The sequence below is a fragment of the Affinundibacterium flavidum genome (assembly GCF_014284175.1).
Taxonomy (GTDB): Bacteria; Pseudomonadota; Gammaproteobacteria; order Burkholderiales; family Burkholderiaceae_D; genus Undibacterium; species Undibacterium flavidum.
Window position 1 is genome coordinate 80528 of sequence record NZ_JACOGA010000001.1, and the last position, 23577, is coordinate 104104.

Annotated in this window: 23 protein-coding genes; 11 read left to right on the plus strand and 12 right to left on the minus strand. The window is 42.8% G+C overall.

The features are described from left to right. Positions 1 to 31: 31 nt before the first annotated feature. The gene (locus tag H8K55_RS00345) at positions 32 to 1102 is read right to left on the minus strand and encodes a DNA-methyltransferase (protein WP_186940039.1); all 1071 of its coding nucleotides are present in this window, start codon (positions 1100 to 1102) and stop codon (positions 32 to 34) included. 147 nt (positions 1103 to 1249) lie between these two features. Next, on the minus strand, positions 1250 to 1528 hold the full coding sequence (locus tag H8K55_RS00350) for a mobilization protein (protein ID WP_186940040.1): 279 nt from the start codon (positions 1526 to 1528) through the stop codon (positions 1250 to 1252). 176 nt (positions 1529 to 1704) lie between these two features. On the opposite strand from H8K55_RS00350, the gene mobQ reads away from it, so the two are divergent. From mobQ to H8K55_RS00385, 7 genes are all read left to right on the plus strand, one after another. After that, positions 1705 to 3021, plus strand: a complete 1317-nt coding sequence (mobQ, locus tag H8K55_RS00355) for a MobQ family relaxase (RefSeq protein WP_186940041.1) — start codon at positions 1705 to 1707, stop codon at positions 3019 to 3021. Positions 3022 to 3103: 82 nt separating this feature from the next. Further along, positions 3104 to 3379, plus strand: coding sequence for a type II toxin-antitoxin system Phd/YefM family antitoxin (locus tag H8K55_RS00360; RefSeq protein ID WP_186940042.1), 276 nt, complete (start codon positions 3104 to 3106; stop codon positions 3377 to 3379). Beyond that, positions 3376 to 3702, plus strand: a complete 327-nt coding sequence (locus tag H8K55_RS00365; protein WP_186940043.1) for a type II toxin-antitoxin system RelE/ParE family toxin — start codon at positions 3376 to 3378, stop codon at positions 3700 to 3702. The genes H8K55_RS00360 and H8K55_RS00365 overlap by 4 nt, the downstream gene beginning before the upstream one ends. Before the next feature lie 91 nt (positions 3703 to 3793). Continuing rightward, the gene (locus H8K55_RS00370) at positions 3794 to 6205 is read left to right on the plus strand and encodes a type I restriction-modification system subunit M (protein WP_186940044.1); all 2412 of its coding nucleotides are present in this window, start codon (positions 3794 to 3796) and stop codon (positions 6203 to 6205) included. Further along, positions 6196 to 7416 (plus strand): restriction endonuclease subunit S, encoded by a 1221-nt coding sequence (locus tag H8K55_RS00375; RefSeq protein ID WP_186940045.1) that lies wholly within the window; start codon positions 6196 to 6198, stop codon positions 7414 to 7416. Before H8K55_RS00370 ends, H8K55_RS00375 begins: the two co-directional genes overlap by 10 nt. After that, positions 7413 to 10487: a type I restriction endonuclease subunit R gene (locus H8K55_RS00380; RefSeq protein ID WP_186940046.1), complete on the plus strand. Its 3075-nt coding sequence runs from the start codon at positions 7413 to 7415 to the stop codon at positions 10485 to 10487. The genes H8K55_RS00375 and H8K55_RS00380 overlap by 4 nt, the downstream gene beginning before the upstream one ends. 22 nt (positions 10488 to 10509) lie before the next feature. Beyond that, positions 10510 to 11244, plus strand: a complete 735-nt coding sequence (locus H8K55_RS00385) for a M48 family metallopeptidase (RefSeq protein WP_186940047.1) — start codon at positions 10510 to 10512, stop codon at positions 11242 to 11244. A 92-nt stretch (positions 11245 to 11336) separates the two neighbouring features. Here H8K55_RS00385 and H8K55_RS00390 read toward each other — a convergent pair whose 3' ends face one another. The 3 genes from H8K55_RS00390 to H8K55_RS00400 all read right to left on the minus strand — a co-directional run bounded on the left by H8K55_RS00390 (position 11337) and on the right by H8K55_RS00400 (position 13460). After that, positions 11337 to 11621: a DUF3892 domain-containing protein gene (locus tag H8K55_RS00390; protein WP_186940048.1), complete on the minus strand. Its 285-nt coding sequence runs from the start codon at positions 11619 to 11621 to the stop codon at positions 11337 to 11339. A 544-nt stretch (positions 11622 to 12165) separates the two neighbouring features. Continuing rightward, complete coding sequence (locus H8K55_RS00395) at positions 12166 to 12819, minus strand: zinc metalloprotease (protein WP_230408433.1); 654 nt, start codon at positions 12817 to 12819, stop codon at positions 12166 to 12168. Between the two features lie 209 nt (positions 12820 to 13028). After that, on the minus strand, positions 13029 to 13460 hold the full coding sequence (locus H8K55_RS00400) for a hypothetical protein (RefSeq protein WP_186940049.1): 432 nt from the start codon (positions 13458 to 13460) through the stop codon (positions 13029 to 13031). A 164-nt stretch (positions 13461 to 13624) separates the two neighbouring features. On the opposite strand from H8K55_RS00400, the gene H8K55_RS00405 reads away from it, so the two are divergent. Then, the gene (locus tag H8K55_RS00405) at positions 13625 to 14029 is read left to right on the plus strand and encodes a helix-turn-helix domain-containing protein (RefSeq protein WP_186940050.1); all 405 of its coding nucleotides are present in this window, start codon (positions 13625 to 13627) and stop codon (positions 14027 to 14029) included. Between the two features lie 199 nt (positions 14030 to 14228). Here H8K55_RS00405 and H8K55_RS00410 read toward each other — a convergent pair whose 3' ends face one another. From H8K55_RS00410 to H8K55_RS00420, 3 genes are read right to left on the minus strand one after another with little or no spacing between them, the layout of a single operon-like run. Continuing rightward, on the minus strand, positions 14229 to 14984 hold the full coding sequence (locus H8K55_RS00410; RefSeq protein ID WP_186940051.1) for a hypothetical protein: 756 nt from the start codon (positions 14982 to 14984) through the stop codon (positions 14229 to 14231). Next, positions 14968 to 15453, minus strand: coding sequence for a hypothetical protein (locus H8K55_RS00415; protein ID WP_186940052.1), 486 nt, complete (start codon positions 15451 to 15453; stop codon positions 14968 to 14970). The genes H8K55_RS00410 and H8K55_RS00415 overlap by 17 nt, the downstream gene beginning before the upstream one ends. Before the next feature lie 6 nt (positions 15454 to 15459). Next, a complete protein-coding gene (locus H8K55_RS00420) occupies positions 15460 to 15933 on the minus strand; it encodes a nickel transporter (protein ID WP_186940053.1) in 474 nt (157 codons plus the stop codon). Positions 15934 to 16945: 1012 nt separating this feature from the next. Here H8K55_RS00420 and H8K55_RS00425 point away from each other — a divergent pair. Next, positions 16946 to 17452, plus strand: coding sequence for an antirestriction protein ArdA (locus tag H8K55_RS00425; protein WP_222612299.1), 507 nt, complete (start codon positions 16946 to 16948; stop codon positions 17450 to 17452). Between the two features lie 43 nt (positions 17453 to 17495). On the opposite strand, the gene H8K55_RS00430 is transcribed toward H8K55_RS00425, so the two are convergent. Then, a complete protein-coding gene (locus H8K55_RS00430; protein WP_186940055.1) occupies positions 17496 to 18707 on the minus strand; it encodes a site-specific integrase in 1212 nt (403 codons plus the stop codon). A 354-nt stretch (positions 18708 to 19061) separates the two neighbouring features. On the opposite strand from H8K55_RS00430, the gene H8K55_RS00435 reads away from it, so the two are divergent. Together H8K55_RS00435 and pyrF are read left to right on the plus strand one after the other, a co-directional pair. Beyond that, positions 19062 to 20237 carry an acyl-CoA dehydrogenase gene (locus tag H8K55_RS00435; protein WP_186940056.1) on the plus strand — a complete coding sequence of 392 codons (1176 nt, stop codon included), beginning with the start codon at positions 19062 to 19064 and terminating at the stop codon, positions 20235 to 20237. Between the two features lie 291 nt (positions 20238 to 20528). Next, positions 20529 to 21347 carry an orotidine-5'-phosphate decarboxylase gene (gene pyrF / locus H8K55_RS00440; RefSeq protein ID WP_186940057.1) on the plus strand — a complete coding sequence of 273 codons (819 nt, stop codon included), beginning with the start codon at positions 20529 to 20531 and terminating at the stop codon, positions 21345 to 21347. 192 nt (positions 21348 to 21539) lie between these two features. On the opposite strand, the gene H8K55_RS00445 is transcribed toward pyrF, so the two are convergent. The 3 genes from H8K55_RS00445 to H8K55_RS00455 form a co-directional block, all read right to left on the minus strand. Further along, positions 21540 to 22025, minus strand: coding sequence for a CinA family protein (locus H8K55_RS00445; protein ID WP_186940058.1), 486 nt, complete (start codon positions 22023 to 22025; stop codon positions 21540 to 21542). A 172-nt stretch (positions 22026 to 22197) separates the two neighbouring features. Next, entirely contained in the window at positions 22198 to 22932 is a 735-nt protein-coding gene (locus H8K55_RS00450) for a substrate-binding periplasmic protein (protein WP_186940059.1), read from the minus strand. Between the two features lie 127 nt (positions 22933 to 23059). After that, positions 23060 to 23572 (minus strand): phosphatidylglycerophosphatase A family protein, encoded by a 513-nt coding sequence (locus H8K55_RS00455; RefSeq protein ID WP_230408434.1) that lies wholly within the window; start codon positions 23570 to 23572, stop codon positions 23060 to 23062. Positions 23573 to 23577: the final 5 nt, after the last annotated feature.

Below are 23577 nucleotides of genomic sequence, written 5' to 3' on the forward strand. Positions count from 1 at the left end.
AATAGGTATGTTCCAAAGTGTGGGACATATGTCAAAGAAGTGTCTCGCATCGTGTTTGTGTAATTTCTAAATAACGACGAGAAACATCAATACCAACGGATTTTCGTCCATAAGATAAAGCAGTATACATTGTCGTACCAGTGCCACAAAAAGGATCCAATACAATTCCATCTTCAGGACATGTTGCTTGTATAGGAATCTTGCATAAATCAACTGGATAAGGGGCAAAATGTTCAGTTATTCCATGCTTCGTCACCGGCAATATGTCCCATACATCACTTAATTTACTTCCCTTTGGATGATACTTAAGAAAGCAAAAACCTTTGTCTCGTAATTCTCTCGCTCTGCCTGAAACCTTGTGGTCATCAGAATGAGTTGCTCTATGGTGTCCCCTGATAACCATTCGAAAATCTGCGATTTTCCCACTCACTACGTCGGTCAGCATTTTATCTAAAGCTGAAAAGGCGGCTGCTTTTTCTTGCTCCGTTAGTTCAGTCGACAATTCAATTTGTCTTTTATACCGGACTCCAGAAACACCAGTTGCCGATACGATTGCGCCCTTAATTACTTTAGACTTTCGAGGTCTAGATCGTATCGCGTCAGAGTCGTAAAAGTAGCCTTTGGGTTGTTTTACAAAATGGAATAAATTTTCATGGACATTCCCAAGACGATCTTTTGTATTGTCCATGCCCCCTTTTAATTTATTCCAGATCACGCTGTTGCGTAAAATCCACCCTTGGTTATCAGTCAATTCAAAAGCAATTCGCCAAGGAACCCCAACTAATCCTTTTCCGTTATAACTGTCTCCAATATTTAACCACAGAGATCCTGTTGGTTTTAGTACTCGTCTGAGTTCGAGAAAAATCATACTCAACTTTGATAAATAATCGTCAAAGTTTTTCTCTAATCCTATTCCACCACTATCATATTGACGTTTTCCCCAATAAGGTGGTGATGTCATTATTAAGTCTATCGATTCATCAGGGAGTTTGGAAAGCACAGTTAATGCATCACCTAACAGCAACAACGGTTTAAGGGGTAGGTTCTGTGAGACATATTTTGAAAATGCTCTTCCAGGATATTTTTCTATGATTTTGGACATCAATATGAAGGTAAATGACAAAAAATATTGATCGAGTATCGCACAAGTTAATTTTGTGATTTCAAGATCGCTTTTGTAGTTCAAATGGCACTTTTTAATTTTCTGTAATCATGATACATCTCAATTGTTATTCTGTCGAAAAATCAATCAGTCCAAAGACAAACCATTGAAGCCAAAGTCAGAAGAATCATTTTCTACTCCAAACAAGGCATAGTCTCTTGGTTCCAGCATGCCAGCCGAAATCAATTCTTTCCCCAGTTTTTTCAAATCGTTATCTGCCAGCTTAATCACATAAGCCCCTGCCAAAATTTTTCGTCTGGTATCGCGTTTTCTTTCTTCCATAGCCTCACGATTTTTTGTCTGCTGAATTCGGGCTTCAAGCTCCGCTTTCTGTTGAAGTAATTTATTCAAATTCGGTTTGCTCATTTTTTTCATCTCCTATTTTTATTGTTTTGGCGTTGACATTTCAAATTCACGCAGTAGTACTACAAATAACAAACAAAAAAGAAACGTCAAGAGCAAAACAGCGAAATGCGCACTTATACGTCGTTACTCGACGTGTGCTCAAAGCTGAAAGCGAAAACGTTCAGGAGAATTGAAATATGGCGATTTACCACCTGAGTGTAAAACTCATTACCCGTACCACTGGAAGAAGTGCCACCGCAGCAGCCGCATATCGTGCTGGTGAGAAAATTCTAGATAACCGCACTGGTCAAACTTTTGACTATTCCAGAAAAAAGGAAGTCACTTATCGCCGTATCTTCGCACCACCGAATACACCGCAATGGATGAAAGACCGTGAACAGCTTTGGAATGCCGTAGAGCAGTCTGAAATCCGAAAGGATGCGCAAGTGGCCCGCGAGATAGAAGTCGCCTTACCGATAGAATTAAGCCCGTCACAGCACATTATTTTGCTCGAACGATTTGTACATACACAGCTCACCAGTAAAAAAATTATTGCGGACGTTTGCATTCACAATAAAAAGGGTAATCCACATGCCCACATTCTGCTCACTACCCGCGACATCAATATCACCAATGATGGCTTCGGCAAAAAGAACCGCGATTGGAATAGTAAAGAGCAATTGGAAGAGTGGCGCGAGCAGTGGGCGAAGCACTGCAATAGAAGACTGTCCATCGCAAGCAGCAAATCCCGCATTGACCACCGTAGTTTGCAAGATCAGGGATTAGACCAAATCCCAACCGTGCATGTCGGTGCAAATTGTCATGCAATGGATAAACGATGCATAACTTCAAAACGAAAGGAACTCAACACACTAATCAAGGAGAAAAATATGAGTAACGAAAAAAATAAACAATTCATCGCTTCATTAAAATTGGAGGGGGAGGCGGAACTAGTTCAAGAAGAGATTGTTCAAGCAAAAAAATCTAAGCACTTGTTCCTAAACCCTACCGACTTCAATAATAGTAAAAAATACCGCGAGGCGATTTTTGCAAGAACCTACATTCCGATTTTGTTGGAGATATTTGCAGACCATTGCACTGGGGTGGATGAGATTGAAACCGATATTGGCACATGCTTTCGAATCAATCTTAATGGCGGCGGAAAAGTCTTTGATTATGGCAGTCAAATCAAAGTGGCGAATGGTACGGATGAAGAAATCAAGGTCGCGATAAAGTTAGCGGTAGAAAAAGGCTGGCAGGGAATCCACTTAACGGGTAGTGATGATTTCAAGTCAAAAGTGTTCGTTGAAGCCGTTTTGTCAGGTGCATTCCCACCAGAAAAAATCACGGGCTATAAACCTAGCAAAGCAGATCTTGAAGTCGTTCGCGATTGCAAACCTACATTAAAGATTACCAACGACAGCAGTGTGATAAAAAGCTATGTCGTTGAGAAATCAGATGGCAGTGGCACAAGTAGTGCTGAACAAGCTCACCTTCCACGATTGAAAATTTGACTTAGATTGCTGGACAGTCTCATAATAAGACTAAATTTAGTCCAAAATTGGATTTATTGCTAATTTAGCACTAGGAGCAATCATGAAGCTGTCCGAGCAAATCAAACCAATCTCATTCTTGAAGGCAAATGCCGCTGAGATAGCAAGGGATTTCAGCGAAAACCACAGCAACCCTCTGATTATTACTCAGAACGGCGAAGCGAAGATGGTCGTCATGGATATCGATAGTTATCAGAAGCAACAAGAAACCATGGCACTTCTAAAAATCCTCGCACTAGGCAACAAACAAATTGAAGAAGGTAAGTTCCAAGATGCCGATTCTTTCTTTGCTGAGATGGACAAGGAAAACCAGCAATGAGCTACAAAGTCCAAGTCTTAGCTTATGCCAAGGACGACTATCGTGAAATACGCGGCTATGTGAAGAGAAAATTTGGCGATCAGGTTTGGGTGGCTGTCGAAGCTGACTTCAAGAAAGTGCTCAAACAGATAGCCGAGATGCCACTTGCTGGCTCTGTTCCTGAAGAAATTGAAGCGATTGGACTTGTTCATTATCGTCAACGACTAGTAGGACAAACAAGAATCATCTATCAGATAAAAGAAGAAGAAATTTTCGTCCATATGTTTGTCGATACGAACAGAGATTTTCCCACTGTCCTTTACGACAGGCTAATGAGCAGATAAATGCTCACATTAATCGAAATACCAATCTGGTAACAAAAAAATCATTGATACCGTACACACACCGTGTTTTAACATTCAAATATAAAAATCTATGGCAATCAAAAAATCAGAACTCTACTCCTCCCTATGGCAAAGCTGCGATGAACTACGTGGCGGTATGGATGCCAGTCAATACAAAGACTATGTTCTGGTCATGCTGTTTATTAAATACGTTAGCGACAAATATGCAGGTGTGCCGTTCGCGCCGATTACCATTCCAGCAGGTGCCAGCTTTAAGGATATGGTGTCACTGAAAGGAACCAGCACCATTGGCGACGACATCAACAAGAAAATTATTGCACCCTTAGCAGATGCAAATAAATTGTCGGACATGCCCGACTTTAACGATGCCACTAAGCTGGGTGACGGCAAAGAAAAAGTAGAACGACTCACTAACTTGATCGCTATCTTTGAGAAAAAAGAACTCGATTTCAGTAGCAACCGTGCCGAGGGTGACGATATTCTAGGCGATGCCTACGAATACCTGATGCGCCACTTTGCCACCGAAAGCGGCAAGAGCAAAGGTCAGTTTTATACACCTGCCGAAGTCTCAAAAGTTTTGGCACAAATTCTCGGTATCGCCAATGCGAACACCAGTGCCAATACCACCGTATATGACCCGACCTGTGGTTCAGGATCATTGCTATTAAAAATTGCTGACGAAGCTAAAACAGAAGTCACGCTGTACGGTCAAGAAAAAGATGCTGCCACCAGTGGTTTGGCACGCATGAATATGATCTTGCACGACAATCCAACAGCCGAAATCAAGCAAGGCAATACACTGGCTAATCCATTGTTCTTGAATGAACAAGGCAGTCTCAAAACCTTTGACTATGTCGTCGCTAATCCACCGTTCTCAGATAAACGCTGGGGAACGGGTGTGGATGCTTTGCACGATATTCACACTCGTTTCCAAGAATACGGCGTGCCACCTGCCAAGAATGGTGACTATGCCTATTTGCTACACATTATTCGTTCGCTCAAAAGTAGTGGTAAAGGTGCTTGTATTCTGCCGCACGGTGTTTTATTCCGGGGCAATGCCGAAGCCGTAATTCGCGAAGCCTTGATTCGCAAAGGAATCATTAAAGGCATTATCGGTTTACCTGCCAACTTGTTTTACGGCACAGGCATCCCCGCTTGCGTTATCGTGATTGATAAAGAAAATTCACACAATCGCAAAGCCATTTTTATGATTGATGCCAGTAAAGGTTTTATCAAGGACGGCAATAAAAATCGCCTGCGTGATATGGACATTCACCAGATTGTCGATGTATTCAATAAGCAAACAGAGATCGATAAATACAGCCGTATCGTGCCGTTTGATGAAATTGAAAAGAACGAATTCAATCTGAATATTCCACGCTATATCGACAGTTCAGAACCAGAAGACTTGCAGCATATTGATGCCCACCTGCTTGGTGATATTCCCAAGGCGGATGTGGATGCACTTCAAGCCTATTGGGATGTTTACCCGAATCTCAAAGCAAGTTTATTCACAGCATCGAGCCGCAGCAACAACTTCTATGCGCTCGCGGTCAATAAAGACGCCATCAAAACCACGATTTATCAGCATCCAGAATTCGTGCAATTCATGGCACAGATGAATGGCGTGTTTGAGCAATGGCAAACCAGCACCACCGCAATGCTCAAAGATTTACAGCAAGGACATCACCCCAAGCAAGTGATTCATGCGATAGGTGAAAGCTTGCTCGCTGCCTATACCGACAAAGCTTTACTGAACAAATACGATGTCTTTCAGCATTTAATGAATTACTGGTTTGCGGTCATGCAAGACGATTGCTACCTGATCGCCAGCGATGGCTGGAAGGCAGACACTTATCGCATTCTGGTTGAAAACAAAACCACCAAGAAAGTCAGCGACAAAGGCTGGACTTGCGATCTGGTGCCGAAAGACTTGGTGATTAACCGTTATTTCGCGACAGATAAAGCAGCGATCCAGGCTTTGGAAGCGGAGAGCGAAAGCCTCAGTAGCCAGATCACCGAACTGGAAGAAGAACACGGTGGCGAAGATGGCTATTTTTCCGAACTCGATAAAATCAATAAAGCCAATGTCGCTGCACGCCTGAAAGAAATCAAAGGTGATGCAGAAGCAAAAGATGAAATCGCCGTTCTGAGAAAATATCTGGATGTAACCGAAGACTTAGCCGCGATCAATAAAAAAATCAAAGAAGCGCAAAGCAAATTAGATGCCGCAGTACTGGCACATTATCCGACGCTGACCACAGAGCAAATTAAGGTTCTGGTGGTGGATGATAAATGGATGCGAACCATCGCCAAAGATATTCATACCGAGATGGATAGAATCAGCCAGCGATTGACACACAGGATTAAAGAGCTGGCGGAACGTTATGAAAAGCCGTTGCCCGCGCAAACTGAAGCAGTCGCAGACTTAGAAAAAACAGTGCGGGCGCATTTGGCGGAAATGGGGTTTGTATGGAAGTGAAATCGGGCTATAAAAAAACTGAAGTTGGGATCATTCCGGAGGATTGGCTCGTTAAAAAATTTAGCGACCATGCGGATTTTTTTTCAAGTAAACGTATTTTTGAGAGAGACTATGTTTCTTCGGGTATTCCATTTTATCGAGGTAAAGAAATATCATTACTTATTGATGGCGAAAAATTAGTTGAAGAATATTTCATAAGCGAAGAGAAATATGAGTCAATTAAGCGTCAGTTTGGTGTGCCACAAAAGGGGGAAGTTTTAATTACTGCGGTAGGAACCTTGGGAAACGTATTTCTAATTTCGTCGACAAATCCATTCTATTTTAAAGATGGAAATTTGATTTGGTTGCGGAATATTAAAGAAATTGATTTAGATTATTTTGTCGCACAAATCCGCAATAATCGAAAAAGTATAATTAGCGGTGCAATAGGAAGCTCTCAAAAGGCTTTGACTATGGTTGTATTGAAGGAGACACAGTTCGTTACTCCCTCTGACATCAACGAACAAACCGCCATAGCCAATGCCCTAAGCGACGCCGATGCCTTGATAGGCTCGCTGCAAAAACTCATCGCAAAAAAACGCCAGATCAAACAAGGGGCGATGCAGACCTTGTTTAATCCTTATGAAAATGGGGTGTTGAAAGCGGGTTGGGAAATGCGAAAATTGGGTGATATTTGTAGTCCTTCAAAAAATCGATATAACCCTTTACTCGCTAAAGAAAACTGCAAATGTGTAGAGCTAGAACATCTTTCACAAGGAAGAGGTGTGTTACTTGGGTACGTTGACTCAAAATTACAACGCAGTCAGAAAGCAGTATTTCAAAAGGGCGATGTCTTATTCGGGAAGTTACGCCCCTATTTGCGTAAATATTGGTTTGCCGAGTTTGATGGCGTATGTTCTACAGAAATCTGGGTATTGAAGGCCAGCAATGACATAAAAAGCGAATGGCTTTATTACTTGATGCAGTCTGACAGAGTTATAGAGGCAGCAAATCAATCTACTGGAACGAAGATGCCGAGAGCAGAGTGGCATACAGTTAAAAACGTAGAGATATATATTCCAACTAATGACGATCAACAAAGCGAGATCGCTAGCATTCTATTGGAGATGGATATGGACATTGCATCCTTAGAAACCAAGCTCGCCAAATACCAGCAAATCAAACAAGGCATGATGCAGAACCTGCTGACAGGAAGGATACGATTAGTATGAGTCTCGCCCCAACTTCTAGCGGTGCTATTGGTAAGCCAGAGCGTGCTACACAAAATCGTGTGGTGGCTTTGTGTCAGAACACCTTAGGCTATATCTATCTGGGCAATCTGGAAGATAAGGCTGATAACAGCAATATTGATGAAAGTTTGCTGAACACGTATCTGCGCAAACAGGCGTACACCCCTGAGCAAATCAACCGTGCCATCTATGCTTTGCGCATCGCCGCCAATAACCATAGCCAGAACCTGTACGCCAATAACAAAGCTGTGTATGGCTTATTACGCTATGGAGTGGATGTCAAAACCGAAGCCAGCGCACCGACCGATACGGTGCAATTGATTAACTGGAAACAGCCTCAACAAAACGATTTTTATATTGCCGAAGAAGTGACCGTGTATGGTAATCATGAAAAGCGCCCAGACATTGTGCTGTATGTGAACGGCATTGCGATTGCGCTGCTGGAACTCAAAAACAGTCGTGTCTCGATTGGCGATGGCATACGTCAAAGCTTGGTGAACCAGAAGCCTGAATTTATCGGTGATTTTTTTAGTACGGTGCAGTTTGTGTTTGCTGGCAATGATTCTGAGGGGCTGCAATACGGCACCATTGGCACACCCGAAAAATTCTTCTTGAAGTGGAAAGAAGACGAACAAGACAACGACGGCTACAAGCTGGATAAATACCTTAGCAAAATCTGCGACAAACAAAGGTTGATCGAGCTGATGCATGATTTTGTCTTGTTTGATGGCGGTGTGAAAAAGCTACCGCGTGTGCATCAATACTTTGGCATCAAGGCGGCGCAAGAGCATGTTCGTCGGCGTGAAGGCGGTATTTTGTGGCATACACAAGGCAGCGGCAAAAGTATTTTGATGGTGCTGCTGGCGAAATGGATATTGGAAAACAATGCCAAAGCCCGTGTGGTAGTGATTACCGACAGGGATGAGTTAGACAAGCAGATTAAGCGTGTTTTCACTGATGCCGAAGAAAAAATAGAACAAGCCAAGAGTGGTCGCGATTTGATGAGCTTGCTGGCTAGCCCCAGCCCACGTTTGATTTGTTCCTTAGTGCATAAATTTGGTAAAAAAGACGTAGAGAATTTTGAGCAATTCATCAAAGAATTAGAAAGCCAACCTACCCAAGCCGTGGGTGAGTTGTTTGTGTTTGTTGATGAATGTCACCGCACACAGAGCGGCAGATTGCACCGTGTGATGAAAGCTTTATTGCCCAATGCGGTGTTTATCGGCTTTACGGGCACACCTTTGCTAAAAAAAGACAAATCCACCAGCCTGGAAGTGTTTGGTAAATACATTCATACCTACAAATTCAACGAGGCGGTAGAAGATAAGGTGGTATTGGATTTAGTCTATGAAGCACGTGATATTGACCAAAAACTGTCATCACAGAAAAAGGTCGATGAATGGTTTGCTGCAAAAACCCGTGGTTTAAATGACTTCCAAAAGTTTGAACTGAAAAAACAATGGGGCACGATGCAAAACGTGCTGAGTTCACGTTCTCGCATGGAAAAAGTCGTTGCCGATATTATTTTTGATTTTGGCGTGAAGCCGCGTTTAAGTTCGCAAGCAGGCAATGCGATTTTAGTGGCATCCAGTATTTACGAAGCCTGCCGCTATTACGAGTTATTTCAAGGCACTTCACTAAAAAACAAATGCGCGGTCATCACTTCTTATAATCCACAGACCAAAGACATCACCACGGAAGATACGGGTGCGAATACCGAAACCGATAAAGAAACCATTTACAAAATTTATACCGAGCTATTGAAAGATGTCGCTGCCAAGCCGGGTATGAATAAGACCGAAAGCTATGAAGAGACAGCGAAGGAATTGTTTCTGAAACAGCCTGCTAACATGAAGCTGCTGGTGGTCGTTGATAAATTACTTACTGGCTTTGACGCACCGAGTTGCACTTATCTGTATATCGACAAGCAAATGCAAGACCACGGCTTGTTTCAGGCGATTTGCCGTGTCAATCGTCTTGATACGGACGATAAAGAATTTGGCTACATCGTTGACTATAAGAAGTTGTTTGAAAAAGTTGAGAATGCAGTCGCCGTCTACACCTCAGAGCTGGACTATGACGGTTTTGAAAAGGACGATTGCGATATTTTGTTGAAGAATCGCCTTGAAACAGGACGCGAGCGTTTAGACACTGCCATTGAAGAACTAGCTTTATTATGTGAACCAGTTAAGCCACCCAAAGGCGATCTGGAACATATTCATTATTTCTGCGGCAATACGGAGGTCGCCAGTGACTTAAAGGAGCGCGAAGTTCAACGCACGTCGCTGTATAAAGCCATCGTTACCTTGATTCGTGCCTATGCGAACATCGCTGACGAAATGCAAGAGGCTGGATACAGCGAAACGCAGATTCAAGACATCAAGGCTTTGGTGGATCACTATCTGAAATTGCGTGAGTTAATTCGCCATGCCAGCAATGAAGTGCTGGACTTAAAAGCCTATGAAGCCGATATGCGGCATTTGATTGATAACTACATTCAAGCCGATGTACCAGAAGTGATTTCACCTTTTGGTGAGATGCCTCTGATTGATATTATCGTCAATAGTGGTATCGCAGCAGCCATCAACGCACAGCCTGACGGTATTAAGGGCAATAAAGACGCGGTGGCTGAAACCATTGAAAATAATGTGCGTAGCAAAATCATCAAAGACCATTTGCTAGACCCTGCTTATTTTGAAAAGATGTCTAAGCTGTTGGATGAAATTATCAAACAGCGTAAGCAAGGTGCATTAGATTACGAGGACTATCTCAACAATATCGCGGAGCTTGCCAAGAAAGTCGCACAAGGTTTTGCACCGACTACACCGCCAGCTTTAAACACCCAAGGCAAACGGGCAATCTACAATAATTTGGGACAAGATGAAGGTATTGCCTTAGCTGTTCACCAAGTGATGGCAGACTATGCACCCGATAATTGGAAAGACAATCGGGCGAAAGAGCAGATCGTCAAAGGCAAGTTGTACGAGGTATTGGGTGATGTGGAAAAAGTGGAAGCGATTTTCCCGATATTGAAGCAACAGCACGAGTATTGACGCATTTTAAGAACAAGTAAGCATGAGAACCGCCACACATCAATTCAAGCTGGGCAATATTCCCGTTGCCGTGAGCATGAAAGATATTAAGAACGTGCATTTGAGCGTACACCCGCCAGAAGGACGGGTGAGTGTGTCTGCTCCGTTAGGGATGACGAAAGATACGATACGTGTGTTTGTGATTTCTAAACTAGGGTGGATTAAACGTCAGCAAACCAAACTCAGACAACAAGAACGTGAAGCCCCAAGGGAATTCATAAATCGTGAAAGCCATTATTTCAATGGTGAACGATACCTGCTAAAAATCGTGCCTCTCGCACCCTCGCAAGGTGCTGCACATGTTCAACTCAAACACAAAACCATGGAGTTGCATATACGCCCCGATGCGAGTACGGAATTACGAGCGACAGTTTTCAGTGAATGGTATCGGCGACAATTGAAATTAGCTGTGCCAAGCATCATCGCCAAATATCAAAAAATGATGAAGGTAGAGGTGGCTGAATTCGGCATCAAGAAAATGAAGACCAAATGGGGCACATGCAACCCGAATGCCAAACGAATTTGGCTCAATTTGGAACTGGCAAAGAAGCCCCCAGAGTGCCTGGAATATATTGTTGTTCATGAGATGACACATCTGCTTGAACCGAGCCACAATGACCGATTTGTCGCACTGATGGACAAGTTCATGCCGAAGTGGAGATTTCACAAGGATGAGCTTAATCGTTTGCCTGTTCGGCATGAGAGTTGGGGGTATTGAAAAGAGGCTGCCGCTTGTGTAGGAGCCCCCAAATTAATTAAGACATTAAATTTTGGGGGGCGATTTAAATATTCGTCAGTTCCTTATGCCGTTTAACTGCATTGATTTAGAGAAAGTAGATTATCAGTCCACTTGCCGTCGGCATAGGTTCTAATATGCGCTCTCCGACCAGGTGTTGCCTCGACAACGCCAACCTGCGCAACATTGCCTCGTGAGTCCTTTACATAAAATGTATCCGTGTTACTTCGGATGCGTCGAATCACATCTTCAACGGTGAGCCGCTTCATTGACCATGCTGAATTCCCAACATGAGTTATGTGCTCGTGTGATGATTGTGGATTGGTTTTTGTAATACAAGTGATTTGACAATTTGCCATAGTCGTTCCCTATAAAGTTAAAAAATATTGGGAAGAACGCCTGAAACCAGACAGTATGCTTGACATACCAATGGTATTGACAGAAACTTTGTCTCGTTAACTCAAAGGACTGCCATTTCGTAGTTCTTTTTCAAGGGCGGTTCCTAGGCCGTCCTTGATTCCCAAAAAATAAATAACACTATATGTAGTGAGCATTATTTATTTTCGACTAAGTCTAGTGGTGTTTTTTGTCGTTTGCAAGCAGTACATCCTTTTTGAGAAATATATTTTCACTTAGGATATATTTCAAACTACTGTATATAAACGCAGTATATAATATTGGGCTACGTTCTGTTTTTTTAAATAAATTAGTTTAAAAAAGTGCCATTTGGTACATGTGCACGTTTAATTCAATGACTATGCCCGCATTCGCGTTGGTTTTCCTTCCTATCTAAAATAATTTCTTGCCTCTTCCGCGAAGCCTTCAAGAATTCGCTGCCCGACGAACAATCAGATTTTGTGCGATTGTTGATTGCGGATTGCCATACAAGGTCGCCAGCACGTCCTAAAATGCAGGTGAGATTGCATCACCAGTGCCAAACCCCTTGAAGTGATTAGCAAGCCCCAACGCATGCCCAAACTCGTGAGTCACAATGTCCTGTGTCACGTCGCAGTGACCATTTCCAAGATTGATGAATACAGGGCTTGATGCAATTCCATACTCGCCGTTGGGCTGGATCATATTTCCGATACCGGGACCTTCTGAAACATTTGCGCAGTAGCCTTGATAATTGGTCGTGCCCGGCGGGACATAAGATGTGCCATAGCTGATCTGAATGAAATTCTCATTAGCCGGCTTCACTGAAACTGGTTCTAAAACCAAGACGTTCCTCAACTTCGTGTTGATTTGTACTATGGCATTGTTCACCTTGTTCGCATAGTCCTGTTCTGTCGTATTCCCATTAGTCGGTGCTGGAATATAGACGAGAACATGTCGGTTTGGTGTTGATAGCCACCTCCAAGTTCCTGGTGGTTTTTGCAGTGAAATAAAGTTCGAGAAAAAATCAATATTGCTGGATTTGAGATTGACAATAATCTCGGTATCAGTTGCGGTGGTGACGGTAAGCTGATTATTGCCATTACCGCTGCCTGAATTACCACCGCCACATGCTGATAATGCGACAGCAAATAGAGTTGCTGTCATGAAGCTGAATTTCATGTTGTGATCCTTGGGTTTAAATTAATCTTTGAAAATCGGAGTGGTGATCTGGCGACAGCTCTTTGGTCGCTTCAACTGATCAGCGTCGATAAAAAAAGGTCCTGAACTCGTCGTCCCTGCGAATACCAAATTCTAGTTCCACATGAACATATGAAGATTGGGCATGTCCGCTGTTGCAACTGACTGATTTCGTCATGACACTAAAATCTTTATTGACCAACTTCTGCTTTCATTTGCTTAATCAAATTTGATTTTTTTGAAGCAAGCCAGAATAGATACAGGCTGATTGGCATAGTCAGAATAAAACCGAGCATGATTATTCCTATGATGATCAAGCCATTTTTTTGTTTCGAGAATGCAGATGGAATAAAACCAATTGGCTCTTTGTTTTCGGTTTTTATTCCGTAGATATACAAGGGATAACTTGCCTTATCGTAAAACTTCACCAAATACAGTTCCATTTCATCACCAACATTTAAGTAGTTATCAAGAGTAGAGCTGATGGCAACATTCTGAATGGTTGTTGTACGACCGTTTTTTTCTTTAATCTCAATTACGGTGTAGTTTTTTGCCAGATTGGTTGCGATTGAATTCCCCAGCATTGTGATAATACCGCTTATTTTTTTAAAATTTTTAGCCATATTTTCCTCGTGCATGATTTGATAGCAAAGTTCTTTCGTTTGGTAGTAGACCTAAAAAATCAATTAAAAATGATTTAATATGTCATTTTACAATAACGCATTGAATTATTCCAAGGTTGACGTAAAAAGATCACACTTCATGCTCTACTATGACGGGGTGTGTCATGCCACAAGAAGAAATTAGCCCAGAAAAACAATTGGCTCGTGAAGTCGGCGGGATCATTGCGATTCGCAGAAAAGCCAAAGGATTGACTCAGGCACAATTAGCCGAGCACATGGAGATTGAGAAAGAAACCGTCAGCAGAATAGAGACAGGGCACATCGCGCCGACACTGGCACGCCTGGCTCAGATTGCCAAATTGTTGGATTGCGAAATCAGCGATTTGCTGAAAATCAGTACACCTGATGTGAGTGACCACGCATTGGCGCTGATGAATCGCATGGAAAGTTTAAGTGAAAGTCAGCAGACTATCTTGTTGGATTTATTCGGTAAGGTTGCACTTGCTATGGGCAAGCTGAGTGCCAAGGATAGAAAAGTGGTGGAGAAATTTCTTGGGGATGTTTTGTAGCGCTCCTTTGAAAACCACATGGACAGCCCGGACAGCTTGGGCAAAGGAATCCTAACACCTTGACTATCAGTGTTCGACCTGTCCAAGTCGTTCAAGTCAATTCGAAAGGTTATGATGTTGAAGTTAAGTTAAAAGGGGCATTTACACAGAAATTTTTAAAGGCTCGCTCAACGCCCCTACATTTTTATTTTCCTGCTTTTTACTCGATCAAAAGATCTGTTGGCTTGACGGTTAGATGTTCAATTGACCCAATCTGACGAGAATGAAATTGCTGAAGATGATTGTTTATGAATTTCTCACCGCTGTTTGCAAGGCTGCTTATGCTTTCGTTAAGCGATCTCAAGTCAACTTGCAACTCTCCCATTAAATTAGTAGCGCCATCAATAACAGTAGAAAGCTTTTTTTCTACCGCCGCCATCAATATTTTTTTTGCAGCGGGATTATCAACAAAATCTTTTTCTATACGAGTAAAATCATGCGCAGCTTCCAGTAGCGCATCATCCTGAAGTGCCTTATATTTTTTTACTTTTTCTACAATTAAATCGTGTGCTCTCGATCGCAATTCCAATTGCATTAATCCGATAGCATTGGTTGCATTAATGTTGAGTTCGACAAATTGTTGCCGATATTTTATTATAGATTCAGTTAGCCGTTCAAAGCGTGCAACTTCTTGATCTTTGATCCATTCGTCTAATTCAATAGAGATTTTTTCGATCTCAGTTTCTCGTTTAATGGCCAAGTCCGTGTCGGCTTGACGTTCCCTAATGCGCGCGTCTGATTCGGCAGAAATTTTGGCTAACTCGAATTCCTTTTCAAGTTGATGTGCATTTGACTTTGCAGTCTCGTTTCGTTCGTGTTCCCAATTGCGGATGGGTTCTTTACAATAATCCGCAAGAATTTCAAACGGCTTGGCTATCACACCACCCAAAGCCGACAGTTTATCCATCCAGCTCATTTTTTTCCCCTAATTTTTGCGCAAATATTCTTTCAAACAAAGCTTTTTCCTTATGCTTTGCAAATAAAAGTCTTTTGTAACGGGCATCATCCTTATTTGAAAAATCGAACTGTCCGGCTAGCAAACTGTTTGTTTCTTCAATTAGATCTTTCACTAAACTCCATTCGGAAGAGCGATTATCCACATCATTAGTCAATCTCAAATGATCAAGTAATTGAAGCACACATTCTCTAAAGACTATTCCAGTTGAGCGTGGTGTTTGTTCTTGCAAGCTGTCGAACAGCTCGTAATGGAATGCGATCCACGACATCTTAAATCGGCATCGTGCCAACGCCATAAGCTCTTGGTTATTTTCATATTTGAATAGATCAGTGTAAAGTTCGATGTCATTGTGAGTGAAGTCTGCGACAAGCTTCTCCCTCCCCTTTTTGAGAAGATCTAAGGTCGAAGTAAGTGCCGTGAGTTCCATTACAAATTAGATCTCTGAATTATTTTCGATTTCTTTCATATTTTTTCGCGCACCGCCACGAATCTTTCCAATCGTATCAATTGTTTGCTCTTCGATCAAACCGCTACTAAGGTCGAGACTTCTCGTGTAGCTACCAACTAAGTCTTTGAGCCATACCGCCGCTACTTCTGGTTCTACTTGCGACTCTTTAAACGTAGTGGACACTTCTTTTAGAGTATCGGCAAAAAATTTTGCTCTCTCTTTTCGTAGGTCTTCTTGGATTGAACCCGCAAATTTAATTTCTTCTTTGAATTCCTTCACTAATTGCAAATAGTTTTTTTCATACTCGAAAAGAATTGCGAGTCGCGACTTCATTTCGGCCAATCTGTTTTTTTCTGCAAATCGTGTCGCGATAGTAGTCGCAAGCTTTTCTCTTTTTGGCTGTTCAATTTCGTGTTCAGCCATACATTGCATTATTAGTGCGTACAATTCTTTATCCATGCTTCATCCCAAAATGTTGTGGTGCTTTACGTTAGCTAAGTTCGAATGAAATTACTCATAACGGCAAAGAATACGTAAAGTTGTTTTATTTCGCTAAAAGTACCGAAATATTATCATAGAAGGAAAACATGAAATGAAAGATTTCGATGAGTCTCCATGACAATAAAACGTTTGTGCCTACTCAAAATCTTGGCTCGGTGTTGCAAAAGTGTTTGGGAACTTCGAGCCCATAATTTCTTACTAATCATTGCGAAGTGCGCAAATACTACATAGGTGGAAATCCTTTCAAATACTTACTGGCTTTTATTTTGGTTTTGCACTGAAAAATATTCGGGAGGAGCCTTTAATGCCTTATTCAGCATAGCTTTCCTTACAGGTTCTGCGGTTCTACACTAAATAATTTATATAAGGAGGCGGGAGTAGAAAGCCTATCGCGCCTTTTCCTTGTACCAAAATTCAACCTTTCGCGCAGACCCTATTTTTCAGCTAAAAAGCCTTGATTGATAACGATTTCTTGGTTCTGCTCGGAAAATAGCCAATACCAGTAATGGTCGTCCAAAAAAAGCACATGGGCAGTTTGGGTAAGAAATTCATGCAACTTGACTATCAGTGTTCGACCTGTCCAAGTCGTCCAAGTCATTTCTTAAATCTCTTCAATAAAATCCACGGCAATACCATCCAAAGCCAATTCCATGGCATCTCTGTTTGTGCCCATTAATCTATCTGCACCACCTTTTCCCCGTCTCGCTAAAAACGCCAAGATTTGCACGTCGGAGAATCAAAACAAGCATTCCCCCTTCGGGATTTTCTGCAATCGGTTCTCTCTTCGTTGCGACTGCGATTTTGACAAATTGCTTGCATTGCTTCTTGTCCAGCCATGCCATTCGTGGCTTAGGCGAAACGACTCAAAAATGATGCAGACAAATGAGTTGTGAAGTCTGCAAAAACAGAGCAAATCAAAATCAAATTCAGGCTCAACCAGCCTAAAAACGATACGAAAGCAGAGAACACCATGAGCACATTTTTTGCACAACCTTATAGCTTGGATGCAGTTGGTTTTTACTTTGATACTTTGGAAGCATACACCGAGAAATCGGAATGCTTGCTGGACACTTTCGGCAACCTTGTGGAAGAGTTCGAAATTCAGTTTATTGATGGTGACGACTGTGAGTTATTTTCAGCCTGTGGTATGAACCAAGGCAATTTGGCTACATGGTTTGAAACGATCGTTGACCTGAGTGACCAAGAAAAAACAGCCTTGTTTTATTTGAGCAGTGTTTTGGGTTACAGCTTGGAAAATGCTTTGAATAAGCTGGAAGACGTGAATTTATCAGGGGGTAATTTGAAGGATGTAGCCGAAACTCTGTTTGACGAATTCTACTTAAACGATGTACCAGAATCAGTCCGTGCTTATATTGATTACGAAAAATATGCTCGTGACTGTGAGCTTGGCGGTGACTTATGCGAATTTGACTTTAATGGCACGACCTGGACATGTACGAATGCATCAAGTTTATGATAATGGTGGTTTGATCGGGGGAGGGCGCATTAGTGCGCCTCCTTCAAATTGTAGAGTTATTTTCTAGCGACGCCCACAATTTCGCGCCGACCTTATGCGGACGAAGGTTGGCATATCGTTTCAACGTATCCAGTTCAATATGCCCCGTTATTTTTGAGATTTCAATGTCGGATAAGGTGCTATTTTCAAAGAACCATGAACAGCCTTCGTGCCTCAAATCATGTAAGGTTAGATTCTTTGATTTCGCATTTTTACAGATGATGCGGAAGCGGGTGTAGAAATAATGTGGTCCTGCCCAGAATGGGAAAATAAGATCTTCGTCTGATTTTTTCCATTTCATCATTTGATTTTTGATGAGGTGAAATAGCTCAGGGCGCATCGAGGCGTAACGATCTTCCGCTCCTTTTTTGTTGGCGGTTTTTTGATGTGCCTTTGGAATGAAAATATACGACTCTTCTGGCTTCTTCTCGTTCAGCTTGATATCTTTCCAGCGAATAAGCATTGTTTCGCCAATCCTGAATGCGGAAAACGTCAGGAATTGGATTAGGCATTTTGATGCTTCTGCATTCACATAAAGCTGGTCGCAGGCTTGAATCAATCTGTCTAGCTCCCCATCTTCCAGTCGTCTGGTTCGTGGATTTTCCCAACTTGGTGGCGGGTCTACATCGTCAAAAGGCTTAGAGTCAAAGTGGTAGTCATTGATTTTGCTATGCCACTTCAACGCGGTTCTAATATCGTAGTAGAACTTGCGAATGGTAGATGACTTATAGGTCTTCTTCACGACTTCACCGTCCGTGTTTGTCGTACGATTTCCATCAAAACCTTTGGTCCCTTTTTTCTTGGTTTTCTGGTCGGGGATTTCTTGCGCTAGTTTGAAATTGATGTAGTCCTGAAAACCTTTTGTTTTGAAACTGGCTAATGGGACATTGCCAATTTCTTGGGTGATTTTTCCCAACCTCTGCTTCTTGATTAAAGGCATTGAAGGTTCGCCTTCAATGTAGTCCTGAAAAATTTCACCCAAGGTGATTTTCTTTGCCTTCAATGCGGAAACACTTTCACCTTTCAGAATTTTAGAGTCGGTGAGGGTGATGAACTCTTTTGCTTCTTTCAGGGATGCAAAGGTTTGCGAGACGTTGACACCGTTTTTACGAACTTTGGCTTGAAAGGAGAAGCTGCCATTTTTCTTGGCTCGTTTAACGATGGTGCCTGAGCCGACCTTCATGCTTGTTTCTAGTGGTTTTGTTTGCAGTCCCATGCTGTCCCGTGTTGTCGCTAAATATCGATTTGTCCCAAATTCGTCCCATTTTAGCGTTTTCTTGGTTTTAATGTCTATAACTAATTGATAAATATGGGTAAATTTGAAAAGTAATCTTTCCCTCCTAAGCGTGGGATACAAGTTCGATTCTTGTCGGAGGGACCAAATTCCTTATCACTACGCTTCCGCACGTCTTTTCAATTGTCGAAATGCTACAGTTGATCTCAGCACAAATTTCCAGTCAGACATAAATCAGGTAGCATGACGGTCTAACAAAACAAGAGAGATTAGGCTTCAATCTTTAAGATTGCATGCCTTCAAGATTGCACAACGATAATATTTTGAGAGACTGATATGGCAAAAGCATCATTTCAATGGGACGACCCGCTGTTATTGAGTTCCCAATTGAGCGACGAAGAGCGCATGGTACAAGAGGCCGCACGCGTTTATTGTGAAGAAAAATTGGCACCTCGTATTTTGGATGCTTTCCGTCATGAACGCACTGATCCAGCGATTTTCCGTGAAATGGGTGAACTTGGTTTGCTCGGTTCTATGATTCCTGCGGAATACGGTGGCGCGGGATTGAATTATGTTTGTTATGGTCTGGTTGCGCGTGAGGTTGAGCGTATCGATTCTGGTTATCGTTCCATGATGAGCGTACAGTCATCGCTGGTGATGGTGCCGATCAATGAGTTTGGTAGCGAAGCGCAAAAGCGCAAATATCTTCCAAAGCTGGCGACTGGCGAGTGGATAGGTTGTTTTGGTTTGACTGAGCCTGATCACGGTTCTGATCCCGGCAGTATGGTGACCCGTGCCAAAACGGTAGATGGTGGTTATTTATTGACTGGTGCCAAAATGTGGATTACGAATAGCCCGATTGCTGATGTGTTTGTTGTTTGGGCAAAAACGGATGATGGTCGTATTCGCGGATTTATTTTAGAAAAAGGCTGGGAAGGTTTGTCGGCTCCAGCCATTCATGGCAAGGTTGGATTGCGTGCTTCGGTGACCGGTGAAATCGTCATGGACGAAGTGTTTGTTCCCGAAGAAAATCTGATGCCGCATGTGGAAGGCTTAAAAGGTCCTTTCACTTGTTTAAATTCTGCTCGCTATGGTATCGCTTGGGGTGCTTTGGGTGCAGCGGAGTTTTGTTGGTATACCGCGCGTCAATACACGATGGATAGGATGCAGTTTGGCCGTCCATTGGCAGCGAATCAATTAGTGCAGAAAAAATTGGCTGACATGCAGACCGAAATTACGCTTGCTTTGCAAGGCTGCTTGCGCCTTGGACGCATGAAAGACGAAGGTACTGCAGCGGTTGAAATCACTTCCATCATGAAGCGTAATTCTTGCGGCAAGTCTTTAGATATTGCGCGCACAGCACGTGACATGTTGGGTGGCAATGGCATTTCAGATGAATTCGGTATTGCTCGTCATTTGGTGAATTTAGAAGTGGTCAATACTTACGAAGGCACCCACGACATTCATGCCTTGATTTTGGGACGGGCGCAAACTGGGATTGCGGCTTTTTAATTGTTGTTCGCTTTGACACTCTTAGAGATCGAAAAAGTGATGGTTTATAATGGAGGGATAAAAATTACTCAATAGAGTGGATTTAATTCTGAATGACGTACTTTAAGCACAGCCTGCCGTATCGTCATTCCCGCGTAGGCGGGAATCCAGTGGCGTGAAAACGCAAAGACACTGGATCCCTGCCTACGCAGGGATGACATCCCGACATTTTGAGTTCTTCTGAATGTGATTTAGTGTCCTTTTATATTGGAGTCGCCCCCGCGATGCCATTTCAGATAATAGAGATATACCGTGACTTTTTTACAAAAACTTTCGAGCGCTTGGACTGCTAACAATTCCCTGTTATGCGTAGGTTTAGATCCTGATGTGAATAAATTTCCTGCAGAATTAGCGGGACAATCGGGTGCCATTTACGCGTTTTGTAAAGCAATCGTCGATGCTACTGCAGACTTAGCCTGCAGCTTTAAACCTCAGATCGCTTACTTTGCTGCCTTACGCGCAGAAGATCAGTTAGAAGCAATTTGTCGTTACATCAAAACGACTTATCCCAATATTCCTATTGTGTTAGATGCGAAGCGCGGTGACATCGGTGCCACTGCCGAACAGTATGCGCGTGAAGCTTTTGAACGCTATGACGCCGATGCGGTGACGGTGAATCCTTATATGGGCTTTGATTCAGTGGCGCCATACTTGGAGTGGAAAGACCGTGGTGCGATTGTGTTGTGCCGCACTTCAAATGCAGGTGGATCTGACTTACAATTTTTGGATGTGGGCGGTAAGCCTCTATACCAACATGTCGCGCAGTTAGTTGCGGATATGTGGAATACCAACGGTCAGTGCTCACTCGTTGTTGGTGCAACCTTTCCCAATGAAATAGCACAAGTACGAGCTTTGATTGGTGACATGCCTTTGTTGATTCCAGGCGTTGGTGCACAGGGTGGGGACGTAGAGTCAACGGTACGCGCGGGTCGCACAGCCAATGGTACTGGCATGATGATTAATTCTTCACGGGCGATTTTGTATGCGAAGCCCGTGGCTGGTGAATCCTATGCACAGGCAGCACGTCGTGTGGCATTGGAAACACGAGATGCGATTAATCAATTTCGCTAAGTCGACTTATTCAACCAACTCGGTCGATTCACAAAATAAATTCACTAAGTCGTAAATTGAATCGCTTCAAGAATAAATAAAAGGCGCGGAGAATGAAATTTCTTCGCGCCTTTTTAATATTCAAAACATCTTTTTTGCGTTGCCATCAGGATCATCTCTTTAATTTATTGTGAGATTGATTTTGCTTGGGAACTAAATTTCTTCTACATACCGCAGCAATTTATTGAGTGAATGCGCCACAGTTTGTTCACGCACTGCGTGGCGATCTCCACTGAATACTTTACGCTCAGTATGTGTGATTCCACCCACACGCCAGCCAAAGCAGACCGTGCCAACTGGCTTGCCGGGTACAGCACCGCCAGGGCCAGCGATACCTGTGGTGGAGATCGCAACATGCGCTTCTGAATTTGCTAATGCACCTTCAGCCATTGCTGCGGCGATCTCTTCACTGACTGCACCATGTTGTGCTATCAAAGAGGCGGGGATATTCAGCATTTCGGTTTTTGCAGAATTGGAATAGGGGACGAATCCGCAATCAAACCATTCCGATGAGCCGGCGATCTCTGTCAATTGATAGCAAATACCTCCGCCAGTGCAAGACTCGGCGACCGATAGTAAAAGCTTCTTGGATTTAAGCGCGTCGCCAACTTTTTCTGCGAGTTCTATCATGTCAGTCATGGCTTAGTCTCCTTAGGTTTGATTGATCATTGTCATTCATCTTTTGGGATGAGTGGCAGTTAGAAATACTTTACCACTTTGTTCAAACTATGCGTTTATTTTTATGTGCAGTGTGTGGTGAGATAGTGAAATCGATAGTGAAACATTGGCGAAGATCATCGCATGTGAAATTTCAATTTGTTTTTGCTGAAGGGATTTCCAGCTTGCGCATGACTTCTTTTTGAATGTTTTCTATACTTTTATCACTCTGCATTTGTTTTAATGCTGCAGTCAATTTGGGAACCAGTTGTTCGTGCTTTTTATGAAGATAATGAAAGACGGCGAAACTCGCTAGTGCGGGTCTTAATACATGTACATCAGTCATATTCAATTCTTTTAAGACCGCAAGCCCTGATGATCGGTTTGCGACCACAATATCACTGCGACCCAAGCTCATTTTTAAAAATGCTTGACGCATGGTTGCGGCTTGTTCGACCCGCATCCCTTCGGTATTTTGTTCTATGATTTTGATCCCTTTGACGTAGCCTATGACGAATGGGCGCAGACTTTCCCAACCATGAACCACGAAATCAGTTGCTTGCGTGAATATGACGATTTCATAGGTTTGTAAGGGGACTGGTACGATGATCAAATTCGGATAATCACGTTCCATACCAATCTTGCGATAGAGCTCACCGTCAGTTTCTCCATTGTTTGCACTGTAAAGTGAACGTTCGCCAGGAAATTTTTTGACGGTAAGCGACATACCTACACGCTGATAGGCTAAGCGTAGAATTTGTTCGGCAATTTCCGTCGCCGGATCATTTTCTAATAGGGTTGATACTTGTATGACATTCGTGCGAGTTTGTGAAGCTGCGAATGATAGGCTAGAGCAGAGTGCCAGAGAAAGCAAAGTTCTACGTTGCATGACTACCTCGCATCGATAATGTTGAGGGCGTGCTTGACCTCTTTAGGATACATCCTGCGCACAAATCTTGAAAGAGAAAAGGTCTTGATTTATCGCTAAAGTGCAGGCTAGTCAATCAAAATACAACTTACCAGTTGTGCCAGAAAGCCAGTACAAGAAGTGCAAAAAATGCCGCAACGATATCATCAAACATCACACCAAATCCGCCTTTGAATTGTCGGTCAAAATAGCCTATAGGTGGCGGCTTGAGCATATCAAAAAATCGAAAGATCACGAAAGCCCAAAACTGCGCGCTTATTGGTGCCGGAGTAATCAATAATAATACCAACCAGAAAGCGATAATTTCATCCCAGACCATGCTGCCATGATCGGCTACGCCAAGATTTTTTCCCGTAACATCACATGCCCATACGCCAATGAAGTAACCAATGACGATGATGCCGCCCCAAGTGAGTGGCGTGAATATTTGAGGCCAGCGTACGCTAAGCACGACGAAACTTAGCCACGCAAATAATGTTCCCGCCGTGCCAGGCATAATGGGTGATAGTCCGCTGCCGAATCCTTGCGACAACAGATGCGCCGGATGGGCAAGCATGAATGCTGGCGTTGGTTTTAGGATAGGGTTAGGATTCACGTCCATAGTCG